Here is a 16335-nt window from a genome sequence, read left to right as displayed (position 1 = left end):
CCGGCACGCGCCAAGGATGCACGCTTCGCCCCGTCCCGCTCACGCCTCCGCCAGCAATGTCTCGGCGGCGCCCAAGTCGACCGACACCAGCCGGCTCACCCCCCGCTCGACCATCGTGACCCCGAACAGCCGGTGCATGCGCGCCATCGTCACGGCATTGTGCGTCACGATCAGATACCGGGTCTCGGTTTCCGCCGTCATCCGGTCGAGCAGGTCGCAGAACCGCTCGATGTTCGCATCGTCCAGCGGTGCATCCACCTCGTCCAGCACGCAGATCGGCGCCGGATTGGTCAGGAACAGCGCGAAGATCAACGCCACCGCCGTCAGCGCCTGTTCCCCGCCGGACAGCAGCGTCAACGTCGCCAGCCGCTTGCCGGGCGGCTGCGCCATGATCTCCAGCCCCGCCTCCAGCGGATCGTCCGAATCGACGAACGCCAGATGCGCCTCGCCCCCGCCGAACAGGGTGGTGAACAGTCGTCGGAAATGGCCGTCCACGGCCTCGAACGCCGCCTGCAACCGGGCCCGGCCTTCGCGGTTCAGCTGTCCGATCGATCCGCGCAGCGCCTGCACCGCCTGCGCCAGCTCGTCACGCTCCGCCGCCAGGGTGCGCCCCGCCCCCTCCGCTTCGGCCAGCTCGGTCGCCGCGACCAGGTTGACCGGGCCGATCCGCTCGCGGTCCGCGCTCGCGCGTTCCAGCGCTTTTGACTCGTCGGCCACCGTTCGCACCGCCGCCGGATCGAACATCACGCGTTCCGGCAACACCGCCGCGGGACATGCGAATCGTTCCCCCGATACCCGGCCCATTTCCACCCGGCGCAGATCTTCCGCCTCCGCCCGCGCCACCGCTCCGGCCCGCTGCTCGCGCGCCGTCGCCAGCGCTTCGGTCCCGGCGGCCGCCGCCAGGTCCGCCCGCGCCCGTTCCGCCTCTGCGTCCCGCTCCAGCCGCTCGGCACGATCGGCGGCATCACCGGCGGCGCGGGCCGCGCCCTGCTGCTGCGCGATCGCGTCGGCCAGCTGTTCGGGGATCCCGGCCAACGTCGCGGCTTCATCCGCCAGCGTCGCGGCGCGGCGCGTCATCTCGTCGATCCGCCGCGCCGCGTCCCCCGCCCGCGCCCGCCAGCTGCGCATGTCCGCCCTGACCACGTCCTGCCGCCGCCGGTCGGCGGCAATGCCGGCGGCAGCCGCCGCCGCGCGTGCACGCGCGGCGGCCACGGCATCGCGCGCCACCACGGCCGCGGCCCGCGCCGCATCCACCGCGATCCGGGTCGTTTCACCGTCGGGCACCCCCGCCACCGCGTCGGCCGCCGCCTGCACCGCATCGCGCGCGGTTTCCACGTCCGCCGCCATCCGCGCCGCCCGCACGGCCAACGCGGCACGGTCCGCGGTCAGCCGATCGATCGCCGCAGCGGCCTGATCCTCGTCGCGGCGCGCGCGCCGGCCGGCGTCCTCCGCCTCCGCCTGTCCCCGTCGGCCCCGCTCGATCCGGTCGCGCGCTACCGCCAGCGCCGCCACCGCACCCGCCATATCGTCATTCGCGGCCGCCACTGCCGCCTGCGCCGGCGGTATCTGCTCCGCCAGCGCCGCGCGCCGGTTGACGCGCACCAGCCGCTCGGCCGCCGCCGCTCCGACATCTGCCGCGACATACCCGTCCCAGCGCCGCAGCCGCCCGTCGCGCGTCACCAGCCGCTGCCCGACAGCCAGCACCGCCGCGCCGTCATCCGCCATCACCACGCCGACCTGCGCCAGCCGCCGCGCCAGTTCCACCGGCCCCGCCACCCGGTCCGCCAACGGCTCCACCCCCGGTGGCAGGGCGGGGTCGCCCGTTGCCGCCCCGCCACCCGTCCATGCGCGCGGTCCGATCCCGATCACCGCGTCCAGATCGTCGCCCAGTGCCGCCGCCAACGCGCGTTCATATCCCGGCGCCACGCGCAACCGCGCCAGCGCCCGGTCACCCTGCGCCGCGGTCGCGCCCAGCGCCCGGTCGATCGCCCCCGCCTCGGCCGTCAGCGCCGCCAGCGCCGCCGCGGCCGCCGATCGCTGCGCTTCCGCCGCATCGCGCGCTTGCGCCGCCGCATCGCGCGCCTGTTCGCCGCCCGCGATCTCCGCCGCCGCCAGATCGCGCGCCGCCAGTGCCGCGACCGCCGCCCGCCCCGCGGCGTCGCGCGCGGCCTGCAGCGGGGCGACCTCGCCCAGCCGGGTGCCGTCGCGCGTCACCGCCGCCTGATCCGCCTCCGCGCGGCGCAGCCGCTCGCGCGCCGCGCTCCATGCCGCATTGGCGACGCGGATATCGGCAAGCTCGGTCGCCTGCCGCGCCTGCACCTGCGCCAGCGTCAGTTCGGCGTCGCGCGCGCCATTCTCCACCGCCTGCAACCCCGCATCCTGCGCGGGTTGTGCCGCCATCGCCCGTGCCAGCGCGTCGGCCAGCGCCCGGTCCTCGGCGCCCAGCGCCGCCAGCGCTTCAGACGCATCCACGCCCAGCCGATCCTCACGCGCCAGATCGCCCGCAATCTGCGCCCGCGCACGGTCCAGTTCCGCCACCCGGTGCAGCGCCCGGTCGCGTTCGGCGGCCGTCGTCGCCACCCGCTGGCGCAATCCTCCGACAACGCCGCGCGCCGCCTCGCGCGCACCCCGGGCCTCGGTCGCCTGCGCCAGCGCGCGCGCCTGCGCCAGCGCGGCCTGTCGCTGCGTTTCCGCGGCATCTGCCACGGCCGCCTCCGCGATCCGGGCGGCGGCATGCGCGGCATCGGCCGCCGCCTTCGCATCGCGCCACCGGGCCCAGATCAGCCGCGCCTCCGCCATACGGATCTCGGCGCTCAGCGCGCGGTACCGGTCCGCCGCCCGGGCCTGCCGCCGCAGCGTCGCGGCCCGCGCCTCCAGCTCGCTCAGCAGCGCGCCCAGCTGCTCCAGATTACCCTCGGTGGCACGCAATTTCTGCTCGGCATCGCGCCGGCGGACATGCAGCCCGGCGATGCCGGCCGCTTCCTCCAGCATCTGCCGCCGTTCCGCAGGCTTTGCGGAAATGACCGCGCTGATCCGGTTCTGGCTGACCAGCGCCGGCGAATGCGCCCCCGTCGCCGCATCCGCAAACAGCAGCGCGACATCCTTCTGCCGGACGTCACGGCCGTCGATCCGGTACGCGCTCCCCGCGCCACGTTCGATCCGGCGGACGATCTCGATCGTATCACCGTCGCCGGCGCGCTCCGCCCGGATCATGACCTCGGCAAAGTCGCGCGGCGGGCGGATGGTGGTGCCCGCAAAGATGACGTCGTCCATCCCCGAGCCGCGCAAGGACCGTGGGCTGGATTCGCCCATCGCCCAGCGCATCGCTTCCAGCAGGTTGGATTTGCCGCACCCGTTCGGCCCGACAATCCCGGTCAGCCCGGGCGCGATGGTCAGCTCCGCCGGCTCGACGAAGCTCTTGAACCCGACCAGGCGGAGCGTACCGATCTGCATGGCCGCCCCGCCCCCGGTCGCGGTGGCTTATCCGCCGACGGCGGTGGTCAGGATCGGCTTCAACCCTTCCCAGGCGGCCACGTCCGGCACGGGCTTGTTGCCGATCAGGAAGGTCGGTGTCCCCTGCAGGTTGAACTCGCTGGTCGCGCGCGCGCTCATCTTGCCCAGCTCGTCGATCGCCGCCTTGTCGGTCAGACACGCGGTCGCCTGCGCTTCGGGCACGCCGCGCACGCGGAAGAAGTCGATCAGCTTCAGCTTCTTGCCCCATGCCAGAAACTGCGTCTCGGGCGGCAGGGCCTGCATCTGCGCCTGCTCCGCCTCGGTCATGCCCTTCACCCCGTCGAACAGCATCGCCTGATTGGCGAACATCTGCTCGCTCAGCTTGAAAAAGGGTTCCGCGCCGCGACACCGGGTCAGCAACGCCGCCGGCACGTCCAGCACGTTGAGCATGTAGTTGCGGAACTCATAGCTGACCTTGCCCGGTGCGATGAACTGCGTCTGCAGTTCCGGCAGCCCCTCCTTCTCGAACACGGCGCAATGCGAACAGCTGAGCGCACCATATTCGACCAGCTTGACCGGCGCGTCGGGGTTGCCCATCCGGAACCCGCCATCCGGCGTCTTGCTGACCACCTGGGTCCAGTCCGAACCCGCGGGCGGCGGCGTCGCGGCCACGGGGCTGGCCGGCGCGGTCACCACGGCGGCGCTGCCATTCTCCGCGGTCTTGTCGCCGCACCCGGCCAGCGCCAGCGTGGAAAGGCCAAGCATCAATAGGGTCCGGCTGTTCATGTCGAAATCGTCTCCGATAAGGGAAATCAGCGCAGCGCGGCGGCCAGTTTCGGCTGCAACGTCGCCCAGGTGGCGGTCTCCGGCGCCATCACGCCGTTGATCAGGAAGGTCGGCGTACCCGGAATCTTGCGGGTGTTGAACGCCTCCGCGGTCATTGCGGTCACGATCGCGGTCTGTTTTGGATCGGCCATGCACGCCGTGACGCGCGCGGGCGTCAGGCCGCGTGCCTGCATCATCTGGTCGAACCCTGCGGCTGTCGCCATCCGTCGCACGGCTTCGGCTTCGCTGCCGGGCTGGGGCAGGCCCTGCTGCGCTTCGAAAAACGCCTGCGCCTTCGGCATCCACACGGGCTGCGTCGCCAGGATCTGCTCGCTCGCCGGAAAATAGCCTGCCGGGCCGGCGCACCGGCTCAGCATCACGCCGGCAAAATCGAAACCGTCGCGTACGGCGTTGCGCACCTCCAGGCTGACCAGCCCCCGGGCGATATAGGCCCGCTTCAGCGTCGGCAGCCCTTCCGCGGCGAACGCCGCACAGTGCGAACAGCTGAGCGACAGATACTCGACAAGCTTCACCTTGGCGCGCGGATTGCCCATCACATAGGCGCCCGCCGGGGTGGTCGCGATCGTCTTGGTCCAGTCGACAGCGCGCGCCGGCGCTGCCTGCGCACCCCCCGCCGCCGCCAACGTTACCGCCATCACCGCTGCCACATACCGCATCATCGTCATCGCACCTTGCCCATGACAGGAATATCCAGGATCGGCGGCCCCGTCGTCGCCGCCAGCGCACCCGCCAGCCCGGCCAGGCAGGCGCGCAGTTCGGGATCGGCGATCGCGCGCAGGCTGTCGCCGATCTCCTGCGACACCGGCGCCGCCCCGCGCACCGGCGACGGAGTTCGCCGCCGGTGCGCGGGGCCCTGCCGGATCGCGATCCGCGCTACCGCGGGGTAGCCGAAGAACCGGTTGACCCGCTCGACGATCGCCGGTGCGACATGCTGCATCATCACCGCATGCGCACCCTCGACCGTCAGCGTCAGCACGCCGTTCGATCGCGTCCCTTGCGGAAAGCGGATCGACTCCGGGCTGGACACCCCGGCATAGCGGTCGCCGACGATCTCGGGCCAGCGCGTCACGACCGACGATTGCACGAATCCGAATCGCCGGAATGCCGCACGCCCTACATCCGGCAGCATGTCCGCGACTGCGCGCGCCGCGCCGCCGCGCTTGCGCTCCGGCACGTCGGGCCTGGCCGCAGCCTTGCCGGCGGTCTTCGCCTTGGGCTGACTCGTCGTCGGTTCCTTCATGTCGCGCTCCATGCCATAGCGACCCCATGTCCGTCGATGCCGCAACGGCGCTCCTCGCCTGGTATGACGTCCACCACCGGGTCCTTCCCTGGCGCGCCGCGCCCGGCACTGCCGCGCCCGATCCGTACCGCGTCTGGCTGTCGGAAGTGATGCTGCAGCAGACGACCGTCGCCGCGGTGCGCGCCGCCTTCCTCCGCTTCACCGCGCGTTGGCCGACGGTCGCGGATCTGGCCGCCGTCGACGATGCCGATCTGATGGCGGCCTGGGCGGGGCTTGGCTATTATGCACGCGCGCGCAACCTGCTCGCCTGCGCGCGCACCGTTGTCGCCGATCATGGCGGGCGCTTTCCGGATACCGAGGACGGCCTGCGCGCACTGCCGGGCGTCGGGGCCTATACCGCCGCCGCGATCGCCGCGATCGCGTTTGGCCGGCGCGCGGTGGTGGTCGATGCCAATGTCGAACGCGTCGTCGCCCGGCTGTTCGCGATCGACACGCCGTTACCCGCCGCCCGCCCCGCGATCCGCGCCGCCACCGATGTCATCACGCCCGACCAGCGGGCCGGCGATTTCGCGCAGGCGATGATGGATCTCGGCTCCGGCATCTGTACCGTCCGGGCGCCGGCCTGCATCCTCTGTCCGCTGCGCCCGCACTGTGCCGCGGCGCGCGCCGGCGATCCCGCCCGCTTCCCCGTCAAAGCCGCGAAAACGATCAGGCCCGAACGGCACGGCCCGATCTGGTGGGTCGAACGGGGCACCGACGTGCTGCTGGTCCGGCGCCCGCCCCGTGGGCTGCTCGGCGGCATGCGCGCGCTGCCGACGGGCGACTGGACCGACGCGCCGGTCGCGCAAACGCCGCCGATCCAGGCCGACTGGCATCCTGTTCCCGGCACGGTCGTTCATGCCTTCACCCATTTCCGCCTGACGCTCACCCTCTTTCGCGCGGTGGTCGAACGCGATATCGCACCCGAAATGGGCGGCACATGGTGGCCGCGCGACGCGTTGCGGGCCGCGGGGCTTCCTACCCTGTTCGCAAAGGCCGCGACCCTGGCTCTGGAGACGCCCCGATGACTGATCTGCTGCTCGATCGCCGCACGCTGCTCGCTGGCCTCTCCACGTTCGCACCGGCTGCTGCGCTGGCACGCGGCCCGGCCTATCCGGCGGTGAACGCAGTGCTGGATCGCTTCGTGCCGGCTCGCCTGCCCGGTGCGGTGGTCGCCATCGGTCGCGGCTTCGCTCCGCCCATCATCATCGCGCGCGGCCGGCTTGCGGTCGACCCCGCGGCGCCGGCGGTCGGCGGCGACAGCCTGTGGCGCATCTATTCGATGACGAAGCCGATCACCGGCATCGCCGCGATGCTGCTGATCGAACAGGGCAAGCTCGGGCTGGACCAGCCGATCGCCGATTTCCTGCCGGCCTTCGGTACGCTCCGCGTGCTCGCCAATCCGGGCAAGGATCGCACCACCCGCCCGGCGAAGGCGCCGATCACCGTCCGCCACCTGCTGACCCACACCGCAGGTCTCAGCTACCATATCGATGGCGAAAGCCCGCTCCGCGACGATTATATCCGGCTCGGCCTCACCCCGGCGCGCGTCGGCGCCAACGATCCCGGCCCGGCCACCGCGCCGTCGCTGGCGGCCTTTGCCGATCGCCTCGCCACGGTGCCGCTACTCACGGATCCCGGCACCGCCTGGCGCTATTCGCTCGGGCTCGACCTGCTCGGCCGCGTGATCGAGGTCGCGAGCGGCATCCCCTTCGATCAGTTCCTCGCCACCCGCATCTTCGTGCCGCTCGGGCTGCGCGACACGCACTTCACCGTCCCGGCCGCAGCGCTCGCGCGGCTGGCCACCAACTACGGCGTGGGCAAGAACGGGCTGAAGCCGCTCGATCCCGGACCGACCAGCGTCTATGCGCATCCGGCCGCATTTCCGTTCGGCGGGGCCGGTCTGGTGTCCAGCGCGCGCGATTATGACCGCTTCCTGCTCATGCTGCTGGGCGAGGGCGCGATCGGCCGCACCCGCATCCTGGCGCCCGCCACCGCGCGGCTCGCCATGTCGAACCTGCTCCCCGCAAATGCCATCCTGCCCGCCGACTTCGGCGGCCCGGATGGTGGCGGGTTTGGCGCGGGGGGACGGGTTTCGCTCCGTGGGCCGGGGGCCGGTACGTTCGGCTGGGCCGGTGCCGCCGGTACGATCGGCTGGGTCGATCGCCGCCGGGCGCTGCGTGGTGGGGTGTTCCTGAACTACATGCCGCCTGCGACCCTGTCGGTGAACGAGGATCTGCGAACCGCTGTCTACCGGGATGTCGCGGCATGATCCCCGGTTTCACCGGCTCTCGGCTGGACCGGGTCGATCATCTCCGCCAGAATGCCGATGCGCTGTCCGATGCGATGTCCGATCGCGGGGCGCGCCTGCTCCGCATGACGGCACTCGATCCGGTACTGGCCGCGGATGATGCGCTGGACTGGGGCAGTCTGGCCGAAGCCGCGCCCGACGCCGAACTTGCGCTGCTCGGCCTGATGGACGGTCGGCCGCATTTCGTCGCGCTGACATTCCCGGTCCCACCGGCGGCGCGGCGCAGCCCCGCGCTCAACATCATCCTCGATCGGCTGTCCCCATCAGAAGCCGCCACCTTCGCGGTCGCGCGCAGCCTGATCGACTGGCATGCCCGCCACCGCTTCTGCGCGAATTGCGGCACGATGACCGCGCTGTTCCGCGCCGGCTGGGGCCGCCGCTGCCCCGCATGTCGCGCCGAACATTTTCCCCGCACCGACCCGGTCGTCATCATGCTGGCCGAACATGACGGCCATGTGCTGGTGGGACGTCAACGCGCCTGGCCGCAGGGGCGCTACTCCGCGCTCGCGGGTTTCGTGGAGGTCGGCGAATCGATCGAGGAGGCGGTCGCCCGCGAATTGGCGGAAGAAGCCGGCGTAACCGCCACCACGGTCCGCTATCTGGTCAGCCAGCCCTGGCCGTTCCCGTCGCAACTGATGATCGCCTGCATCGCCCCGGTCGCCGACAATCGGCTCCGGCTGGACGACCACGAACTGGAACATGCCTTCTGGGCCAGCGCCGACAATGTTCGCGCGGCGCTTTCCGCCACGCCGGGTGCGCGCTTCATCGCGCCGCCGTCCTACGCCATCGCCCATACGCTGTTCGCGCGCTGGCTGGCGGAACAGGGCGGCTAGGCGCGGATCACGCCGCGCGCGCGCGCCTGCGGATAGGTGCCCAGCACCCGCATCCACTTGGTATGGAACGCCAGTTCCTCCAGCGCGCGGTGCAGCCCCGGATCCTCCGGCCGACCCTCGACATCGCAGTAGAATTCGGTCGCCGCAAAACTGCCGCCGCGTTGATAGCTTTCCAGCTTGGTCATGTTGATGCCGTTGGTCGCGAACCCGCCCATCGCCTTGTACAGCGCCGCCGGCACGTTCCGCACCTCGAAGATCAGGGTGGTCATGCTCGGCCCCTCCGGCGGCGGCCCCGCCGGCGGCGCCTTGGCCAGCACCACGAACCGCGTCATGTTGTGGGCGGCATCCTCCAGTCCGTGCGCGATCACCTCCAGCCCATAGAGCGCCGCCGCCATTTCCGGCGCGATCGCCGCCTGGGACCGCTGGCCCTGTTCGGCCACCAGCGCCGCCGCCCCGGCCGTATCCGGATAGCTCACCGGCCGGATCCCGCGCGTGCGCAGCCAGCCGCGGCACTGGCCCAGCGCCTGCGGATGGCTGACCGCTTCCCGCACCTCCGCCAATCCCGTGCCCGGCAAGGCCATCAGGCAGTAGCGGATCGGCATGAAATGCTCGCCCGTGATCACCAGTCCCGATTCGGGCAGCAGGAAATGAATGTCCGCGACGCGGCCGTGCAGCGAGTTTTCGATCGGGATCATCGCACAGTCGGCACGCCCGTCGCGCACCGCATCGATTGCGTCCTCGAACGCGAAACAGGGCAGCGGCAGGCCGTCCGGAAACGCTGTCCGCGCCGCGATATGCGAATTGGCGCCGGGCGCCCCCTGGAACGAAACGCCCCGGTCGGGGTCGACCGATACGGCGGCGGTCATCGCGGCGACAAGCGCGCGGGCGGGGGCGGGATAGGTTTCCATATCGACGCGCCCGCGCTTAGGCAGGAACGGCAGAAGCGGCAAGCACGCTTGCGATGCGCCCGTTCGCCACTTAAAGGTCGCTGGCCCGGCGCGGAAACGACCGGGGGCGCACACCCAGGGGAGTTTCGTACGGCATGGACGATCGCGGCAATACCATCGCGGGCTGGGTGCTCTTCGGCGGCATCGCCGCCCTTGGCCTGTCGATCGTGACCGGCGAATATTTCCACGGCGGCCGGCCCGAAAAAATGGGCTATGTCGTCGAAGGGGTCGAGGCGGAGGCCGGCGAAGGTGCCGCTGCCGCGGAAAAGCCGATCGAATTCTATCTGGCATCCGCCAGCCCTGAAAAGGGTGCGGAGGTCTTCAAGAAATGCGCCGCCTGCCACACCGATGCAAAGGGTGGACCCAACGGCGTTGGCCCCAACCTCTACGGCGCGGTCGGCAAGCCGCACGGCCATGTTGCCGGCTTTCCCTATTCCGATGCGCTGAAAGGCGTGCCGGGCGTTTGGGACTGGTCCAATCTCAACAAGTGGCTGACCAGTCCGAAAGCCTATGCCCCCGGCACGAAGATGACCTTTGCGGGCCTGTCCAAGCCGGAGGATCGCGCGAACGTCATCGCCTATCTGAACTCGACCAGCGACAGTCCGCTGCCGATGCCCGCCGCACCGGCGGAGGCGGCTGCCGCGCCGCCTGCCGCCGGCACGTCCGGTACGCCCAGCACGCCGGAAGGCGGCGCCTCCACGGTCCAGACCGAGGCACAGGCCGCCAAGAGCCCCAAGGGCAACGTCGCTGGCGAAGCCGCGCCCGCCACGTCCGGCACCAGCGCGCAGGAAAAGGAATAGGTGTTACGCCCCTCCCCCTCGGGGGAGGGGGTGGGCGTCACCGGTCTATCCGCCTCCGCCCAGCACGTTGATGCTGAACGCGACCACGCCCAGGTTGAACGCGAAGGCCGCCAGCGAGTGGAACAGCACCACCCGCCGGATCTGCCGTGACCGGATCTCCACATCCGATGTCTGGAACGTCATGCCCAGCGTGCAGGCAAAATACAGGAAATCCCAATAATCCGGGGTTTCGGTGTCGGGAAAACCCAACCCTGCCTGGTCCGCACCGCTCGCGTCGGGCAGGTAGAACAGGTGCGCGTAGTGCAGCGCATAGACCATGTTGCTGAACGTCCAGACCAAGACCAGCGTCGCGAGGATCAGCAGCACCGTCCCGCGTTCCGGCGCGCCTTTCTGCGACAGTTCATCCGCGACCGCGACCAGAATGACCAGCATCACGCCCACCGTGATCGCCAGCAACAGCACGCGGTTGGCATCGTTGTTCGGGGCGGACCGCCGGATACTGTCCACCTGCCGCCCGAACAGCGGGATCGTGGACAGCAGGAATCCCGCTCCCGCCACGTCGAATCCCGCCATCACGCCCAGGCGCCACCCGAACAGCATCACCGCCACCGGCACGCCGATCGACGCGAGCAGCGCGAACAGCAGGAATCGCGGCGGCGCGATCCGGTGGGTGATGCCTGTCGCCACGCGTTTCTCCTGCGTCATCCTGCTCGTCCCCACCCGCCATGCCATGCCGCCGGGCACTGCGGGAGTCGGTATCACCTTGCCCCCGCGCGCCAGCCCCGTCATAGAGCGCGCGAAAACCAGCCCGAAGGCAGGCCATGAAGACCCGTATCCACGTCACGTTGAAACCCGGCGTCCTTGATCCGCAGGGCCGCGCCATCGCGCACGCGCTGGAGGGGCTCGGCTTTTCCGGTGTCGACGATGTCCGCGTCGGCAAGCTGATCGAACTCGATCTGGCGGACGGCACCACGGATGCCGACATCGATGCGATGTGTCGGAAGCTGCTGGCGAACACCGTCATCGAAAACTACCGGATGGAGCGGGCCTGACGCCATGAAGACCGCGGTCATCGTCTTTCCCGGTTCCAATTGCGATCGCGATCTTGCGGTGGCGCTGCGCGACGTCACCGGCACCGCGCCGGTCATGATCTGGCACCGGGAAACCGAATTGCCGGACGGGATCGATCTCGTCGGCGTGCCCGGCGGCTTTTCGTACGGGGATTATCTGCGCTCGGGCGCGATGGCCGCGCGCAGCCCCATCATGCGCGCCGTCGCGGCGGCGGCCGATCGCGGGGTCAGCGTCTTCGGCGTCTGCAATGGTTTCCAGGTGCTGACGGAAGCCGGCTTGCTGCCGGGGGCGCTGATGCGCAACGCCGGGCTCGGTTTTGTCTGTCGCGATGTCGATCTGACGGTCGGCGCGGCGGACAGCCCGTTCCTGCGCGGCTACCAGCTCGGTGAAACCATCACGGTACCGGTCGCGCATCATGACGGCAACTATACCGCCGATGCCGATACGCTTGATCGGCTGGAGGGGGAGGGCCGGGTCGCATTCCGCTACGCCGGCGCAGTCAACGGCTCGGCGCGCGCCATCGCCGGCATCGTCAATCCGGCCGGCAACGTGCTGGGCATGATGCCGCATCCCGAGCGTCGGGTCGAACCCGCGCATGGCGGCACCGATGGCCGGCGCTTGTTCGAAGCATTGCTGTCTCACTGACCTTTGCATGCCGGCCCGGTCTGTGGTGCATAAAGGCCACAGCCTGACCTTTATTGGCGCTGATTTGCACCGGCTGCATCAATGCCGCCTTCCCACGCGTATCTCGCACAGCCCGCCAATGGGCGGAACACGAGGGAGTGGGACATGCCGACGACGAAATTGAGACAGGCGCTGCTGATCGGGTCGAGCCTTGCGATCTTTGGTGGAACCGCATCGGCGCAGTCGGTCCAGACGCTTCGGTCCGGAACCAACGCGCTCGTGTCCGTCAATGCCGCCACGCCCGGCACGATCACGCGGACGACCGCGATCACTGGCATCGCCGCCAATCGCGTGCTGCAGGGTTTCGACTATCGCCCGGCCAGTCCCCGCCTGCTCTACGCCCTCGACAATGCGGGCCAGCTCTATTCGATCAACGGCCGCACCGGCGTCGCTGCGGCGGTCGGCTCGCCGATCACCGCCGCCGCCAACGTCAACGGTGCCGCCGCCGGGCTCGATTTCAATCCGACCGTCGATCGCATCCGCTACGTCAACGCCAATGGCGCCGACCTGCGCCTGAACCAGACCAACGGTACGCTGGCCGCGACCGACGGCACGCTGGCATACGCCGCGACCGATGCGCGTGCGGGCACGGCCCCCGCCCTGGCCGGTGCCGCCTATACCAACAACATCGCCGGCGCGACGACCACCACGCTCTATGTGATCGACACGGCCGGCGGCACCGCGCGCCTCGCGACACAGGGCAATGCCACGGTCAGTCCGAACAGCGGCACGTTGTTCTCGGTCGGCAGCACCGGCGTCGCTTCCAACGGCAATGTCGGCTTCGACATCAGCCGCAGCGGCACCGCCTATGCCACGCTGACCAATCCCACCACCGGGGTGACCTCGCTCTACCAGGTCAATCTCGCCAACGGCACTGCCACGGCACTCGGCGCGATCTCCGGCAACACGACCTATAACGGCCTCGCGGTCGAACTCGCCTCGTTCCAGTCGATGGGCCAGACCCAGAACCAGCAGAATGTCGGCACCGTGCTCGACAATTTCACGACCACCCCGAACGACGCGACGCTCGCCATCTTCAACGGCATCGATGCGCAGACCGGGAACCCCGCCGCGCAATCCGCGCTGCTGCAGGCGCTGACGCCGGCCGCCTTCTCCAACCTGCCCGACATCTCCTACGGCGTCCTGGAATCGCAGGAATCGACCGTGCTTCGCTACACCCGCGATCTGCGCGGCAACGCCGTCAACACCGACGGCAGCCGGGCGACTTTGGATGAAAATGGCAGGGTCGGCGCCTGGATCAGCGGTGGCGGGCGCTTCGGCAAGATCGATGCCGCGCAGGATCGCTACCGTACCAAGACCGACGAATATCATTTCCTGGGCGGGGCCGATTACCGGCTGACCCCGACGGTCGCGCTCGGCGTGTTCGGCGGCTACAGCAATACCAATGCCAGCCTGGCGGTCGGCAATCTGGCCGATGGCACGCTCAAGAGCTGGTACGCCGGCGCCTATGGCACGGCCAGCGTCGGCCCGGTCTATGTCGATGCCTGGGGCAGCTACACCGATCTCGATTGGAAACTGAACCGTACCATCACGTTCGGCAACGGCTCGGGATCGACGACCGCGCGGACGGGCGGCCGCATCGTCACCGGCGGCGCGGCAACCGGGCTCAGCTTCCAGCTCGGCCAGTTCGAGTTGGAACCCTTCGCGCAGGTCCGTTATGCCGATCTGAAGATCAACGCCTTTTCCGAAGCGCCCGGCGCGGCCTTCGCGCTGGTCCTGCCGAACGACATGAACCGGGTGTCGATCCGTTCCAACGTCGGCGCCCGCGTCGGCATGAAGTTCGAGATTGCCGGCGCCACCGTCCGCCCGCAGGTCCGCGGCGGCTATATGTACGAGTTCCGGGATCAGGCCCGCAACATCGTGGCGAATTTCCAGCAGCCGGGGATCGGATCGCAGTTCAACTTCGTGACGACGCCGCTCTACAAGGATTTCTACAATGCCGGCGCGGCGTTGAACATTTCCGGAAACGGCCCGCTCTCGCTGGTCGCCGACTATGATGCGCAATTCGACAATCAGCGCCAGTTCTACAACTTCACGATCGGCGCGCGCCTGGCGCTCTGATCGTTTGGGGTCGCGAATGGCGGCGGCCGCGCTGCCGCCATTTCGACCGACCGGGGTTCAGACGGCGTAGGGCGCATCCGCGGCCTGCGCCGGCACCGCGCCGGGTTGCATCACCACCCATCCCGCCAACCGGTGGCCGATCATCGCGGATGCCGGTCGATCATGACCGATCAGGCGTCCGTGCAGATATCCGGCGTTGAAAGCATCGCCGGCACCGCTGGTGTCGATCGGCGACAACCGCTGTGGCGGTGCGATCGTCGTCCCGTCGATCCGGCAGCCCTCCGATCCGGTCTTGACCACAACCTCGCCAGCCCCCAGCGCACGCCACTGGTCTGCCACCGTCGCGGCATCGGGCGTGCCGCACAGCGCCGCCTCATCCTCCAGCGTCGGCAGACCGATGTCGCAACAGCCGATCGCGGCCGTGCGAACCGCCTGCGCGATGTCCACATTCTCCCACAATCGCGGGCGGTAATTCCCGTCCAGCACGACCCTGCCGCCCGCACCCCGCACCTGCCGACACAGCGCCATCAGCGTTTCCCGCCCCGCCGGCGGCAGGATCGCCAGGCTGATCAGCGACAGGCACAGGATATCCGCCGCTTCCGCCGCCGCCACGATCCGGCGCCAGTCCGGCAACCCGCACAGCTGTCGCGCGGCGCTGTCGCTGCGCCAGTAGGTGAAGCTGCGTTCGCCCGCGGCATCGGTCCGGATGGCATACAGACCCGCGATCCGGTGCGGATCGGTCAGGATCAGGCTGGTGTCGATCCGCTCCTTCTCCCACGCGATCGTCAGATCCCGGCTGAACGGATCGGAACCCAGCGCCGTGGCAAAGGCGACGTCATGGCCGAAGCGGGCCAGATGGATCGCGGTGTTCAGCGTGTCGCCCCCATAACCCAGCCGCCAGCCACCGCCCGGACTGGCCAGTTCGATCATGCCTTCGCCGATTACCACGATCCGGGCCATCAACGCCCCTCTTCCACGATGTTTTCAGGGTGCGTCCGTTTGCGTTCGCATGACCCGCGTTATAGATCGTCGGAAGCGCAACTCAATTGGTAAGTCCGCGCGCTGGAGAGCAGTATGTCGTTGAGGCCAAAGGCCGTGACGTTCGCCGGTGATGACGCGATTTCCGGCGAGCGATTATATCAGCGCCTGGCACGCGGGCTGTTCGCCGATCTCGCGTCGGGCAAATATGGCATTGGCGATCGCCTGCCCGCGGAACGCGAATTGTCGGCCGAACATAATGTCAGTCGCCCGGCCGTCCGCGAAGCGCTGATCGCGCTGGAGGTGCAGGGCTATATCGAGGTGCGGGTCGGATCCGGCGCCTTTGTTCGCCGATTGCCCGCGCAGGACGACATGCGCGGATTCGCGATCACGGCGTTCGAATTGACCGAAGCTCGGATGGTGTTCGAGGGCGAGGCAGCGGCCCTGGCGGCGATCCATATCTCGGACGACGAACTCGACGCGCTGGATCGGCTGGTGGAGGCGATCGCCGCCGAAAATCTGCACAGCGACGTGACCGAAGACGCCGATCAGGCCTTCCATCTCGCGATTGCGCGCGCGACCCGGAATGCGGGCATCGCGCGGACGATCGAGGATCTGTGGCGCCTGCGCTCCACCTCTCCCGAATGCGCGCTGCTGCATGACAAGGCGCGCAGTGCGAAGATCCGGCCGGTCGTGGCGGAACATAGTGCGATCGTGCTCGCGTTGCGGGGGCATGATCCGATCGCGGCACGCGCCACCATGCGGGCGCATCTGTCGGCCGTGATGGATCATCTGCTGTTCACGACCGAGGAACGCGCGGTCGAAGAGGCGCGCAAGCTCGTCGCCAGCAAACGCGCGCGCTATTCGTCCAGCCCGGCATCGTAGCGGGACCATCGCGGCATCATTTTTGGTAATACCAAAATAGCTTGCTCTGGTCGTCCACTTTTGCTTCTGTTATCCCGATCACCTGAGGATGCGGAGCGGGGTACAATGCGGCGAACATCGGACGGCATTTCCCTGCGGACACATGCGCATCCCGTCGCCGTCCTCG

At 69.5% G+C, this 16335-nt stretch carries 15 protein-coding genes; 8 read left to right on the top strand and 7 right to left on the bottom strand.

Going from position 1 to position 16335, the window contains the following annotated elements; translation table 11 throughout:
* Positions 1–39: 39 nt before the first annotated feature.
* Genes VF649_RS05275 through VF649_RS05260 form a run of 4 tightly spaced genes read right to left on the bottom strand, consistent with a single transcriptional unit; the run spans position 40 to position 5551 of the window.
* Positions 40–3453, bottom strand: a complete 3414-nt coding sequence (locus VF649_RS05275) for a chromosome segregation SMC family protein (RefSeq protein ID WP_331010913.1) — start codon at positions 3451–3453, stop codon at positions 40–42.
* 27 nt (positions 3454–3480) lie between these two features.
* Positions 3481–4239, bottom strand: coding sequence for a thioredoxin domain-containing protein (locus VF649_RS05270; RefSeq protein ID WP_331010912.1), 759 nt, complete (start codon positions 4237–4239; stop codon positions 3481–3483).
* A 26-nt stretch (positions 4240–4265) separates the two neighbouring features.
* The gene (locus VF649_RS05265; protein WP_331010911.1) at positions 4266–4958 is read right to left on the bottom strand and encodes a thioredoxin domain-containing protein; all 693 of its coding nucleotides are present in this window, start codon (positions 4956–4958) and stop codon (positions 4266–4268) included.
* A gap of 2 nt (positions 4959–4960) precedes the next feature.
* Entirely contained in the window at positions 4961–5551 is a 591-nt protein-coding gene (locus VF649_RS05260) for a DUF721 domain-containing protein (protein WP_414713642.1), read from the bottom strand.
* Between the two features lie 14 nt (positions 5552–5565).
* On the opposite strand from VF649_RS05260, the gene VF649_RS05255 reads away from it, so the two are divergent.
* From VF649_RS05255 to nudC, 3 genes are read left to right on the top strand one after another with little or no spacing between them, the layout of a single operon-like run.
* Positions 5566–6606, top strand: coding sequence for an A/G-specific adenine glycosylase (locus tag VF649_RS05255; RefSeq protein ID WP_331010909.1), 1041 nt, complete (start codon positions 5566–5568; stop codon positions 6604–6606).
* On the top strand, positions 6603–7850 hold the full coding sequence (locus VF649_RS05250) for a serine hydrolase domain-containing protein (protein ID WP_331010908.1): 1248 nt from the start codon (positions 6603–6605) through the stop codon (positions 7848–7850). Before VF649_RS05255 ends, VF649_RS05250 begins: the two co-directional genes overlap by 4 nt.
* A complete protein-coding gene (gene nudC, locus VF649_RS05245) occupies positions 7847–8722 on the top strand; it encodes an NAD(+) diphosphatase (protein ID WP_331010907.1) in 876 nt (291 codons plus the stop codon). The genes VF649_RS05250 and nudC overlap by 4 nt, the downstream gene beginning before the upstream one ends.
* Here nudC and VF649_RS05240 read toward each other — a convergent pair.
* Complete coding sequence (locus tag VF649_RS05240; protein ID WP_331010906.1) at positions 8719–9630, bottom strand: prephenate dehydratase; 912 nt, start codon at positions 9628–9630, stop codon at positions 8719–8721. The genes nudC and VF649_RS05240 overlap by 4 nt on opposite strands.
* A gap of 134 nt (positions 9631–9764) precedes the next feature.
* Here VF649_RS05240 and VF649_RS05235 point away from each other — a divergent pair, with 134 nt between their 5' ends.
* Complete coding sequence (locus VF649_RS05235) at positions 9765–10469, top strand: cytochrome c family protein (RefSeq protein WP_331010905.1); 705 nt, start codon at positions 9765–9767, stop codon at positions 10467–10469.
* A 45-nt stretch (positions 10470–10514) separates the two neighbouring features.
* Here the strand turns inward: VF649_RS05235 and VF649_RS05230 are convergent, their stop codons facing one another.
* Entirely contained in the window at positions 10515–11156 is a 642-nt protein-coding gene (locus VF649_RS05230; RefSeq protein WP_414713641.1) for a DUF1345 domain-containing protein, read from the bottom strand.
* 134 nt (positions 11157–11290) lie between these two features.
* On the opposite strand from VF649_RS05230, the gene purS reads away from it, so the two are divergent.
* The 3 genes from purS (at position 11291) to VF649_RS05215 (ending at position 14306) form a co-directional block, all read left to right on the top strand.
* The gene (gene purS, locus VF649_RS05225; protein WP_331010903.1) at positions 11291–11521 is read left to right on the top strand and encodes a phosphoribosylformylglycinamidine synthase subunit PurS; all 231 of its coding nucleotides are present in this window, start codon (positions 11291–11293) and stop codon (positions 11519–11521) included.
* A 4-nt stretch (positions 11522–11525) separates the two neighbouring features.
* Positions 11526–12185 carry a phosphoribosylformylglycinamidine synthase subunit PurQ gene (gene purQ, locus VF649_RS05220; protein ID WP_331010902.1) on the top strand — a complete coding sequence of 220 codons (660 nt, stop codon included), beginning with the start codon at positions 11526–11528 and terminating at the stop codon, positions 12183–12185.
* Positions 12186–12329: 144 nt separating this feature from the next.
* The gene (locus tag VF649_RS05215) at positions 12330–14306 is read left to right on the top strand and encodes a DUF4394 domain-containing protein (protein ID WP_331010901.1); all 1977 of its coding nucleotides are present in this window, start codon (positions 12330–12332) and stop codon (positions 14304–14306) included.
* A gap of 57 nt (positions 14307–14363) precedes the next feature.
* On the opposite strand, the gene VF649_RS05210 is transcribed toward VF649_RS05215, so the two are convergent.
* Positions 14364–15266 carry a sugar kinase gene (locus tag VF649_RS05210; RefSeq protein WP_331010900.1) on the bottom strand — a complete coding sequence of 301 codons (903 nt, stop codon included), beginning with the start codon at positions 15264–15266 and terminating at the stop codon, positions 14364–14366.
* 114 nt (positions 15267–15380) lie between these two features.
* Between VF649_RS05210 and VF649_RS05205 the strand changes: the two genes are divergently transcribed.
* Positions 15381–16169 (top strand): FadR/GntR family transcriptional regulator, encoded by a 789-nt coding sequence (locus VF649_RS05205; protein WP_331010899.1) that lies wholly within the window; start codon positions 15381–15383, stop codon positions 16167–16169.
* The last annotated feature ends 166 nt before the right edge of the window (positions 16170–16335 follow it).

Source organism: Sphingomonas sp. (genome assembly GCF_036387535.1).
GTDB lineage: Bacteria > Pseudomonadota > Alphaproteobacteria > Sphingomonadales > Sphingomonadaceae > Sphingomonas_R.
The sequence above is the reverse complement of the archived record's forward strand: the minus strand, read 5'-3'. Positions and strand labels throughout refer to the sequence as shown.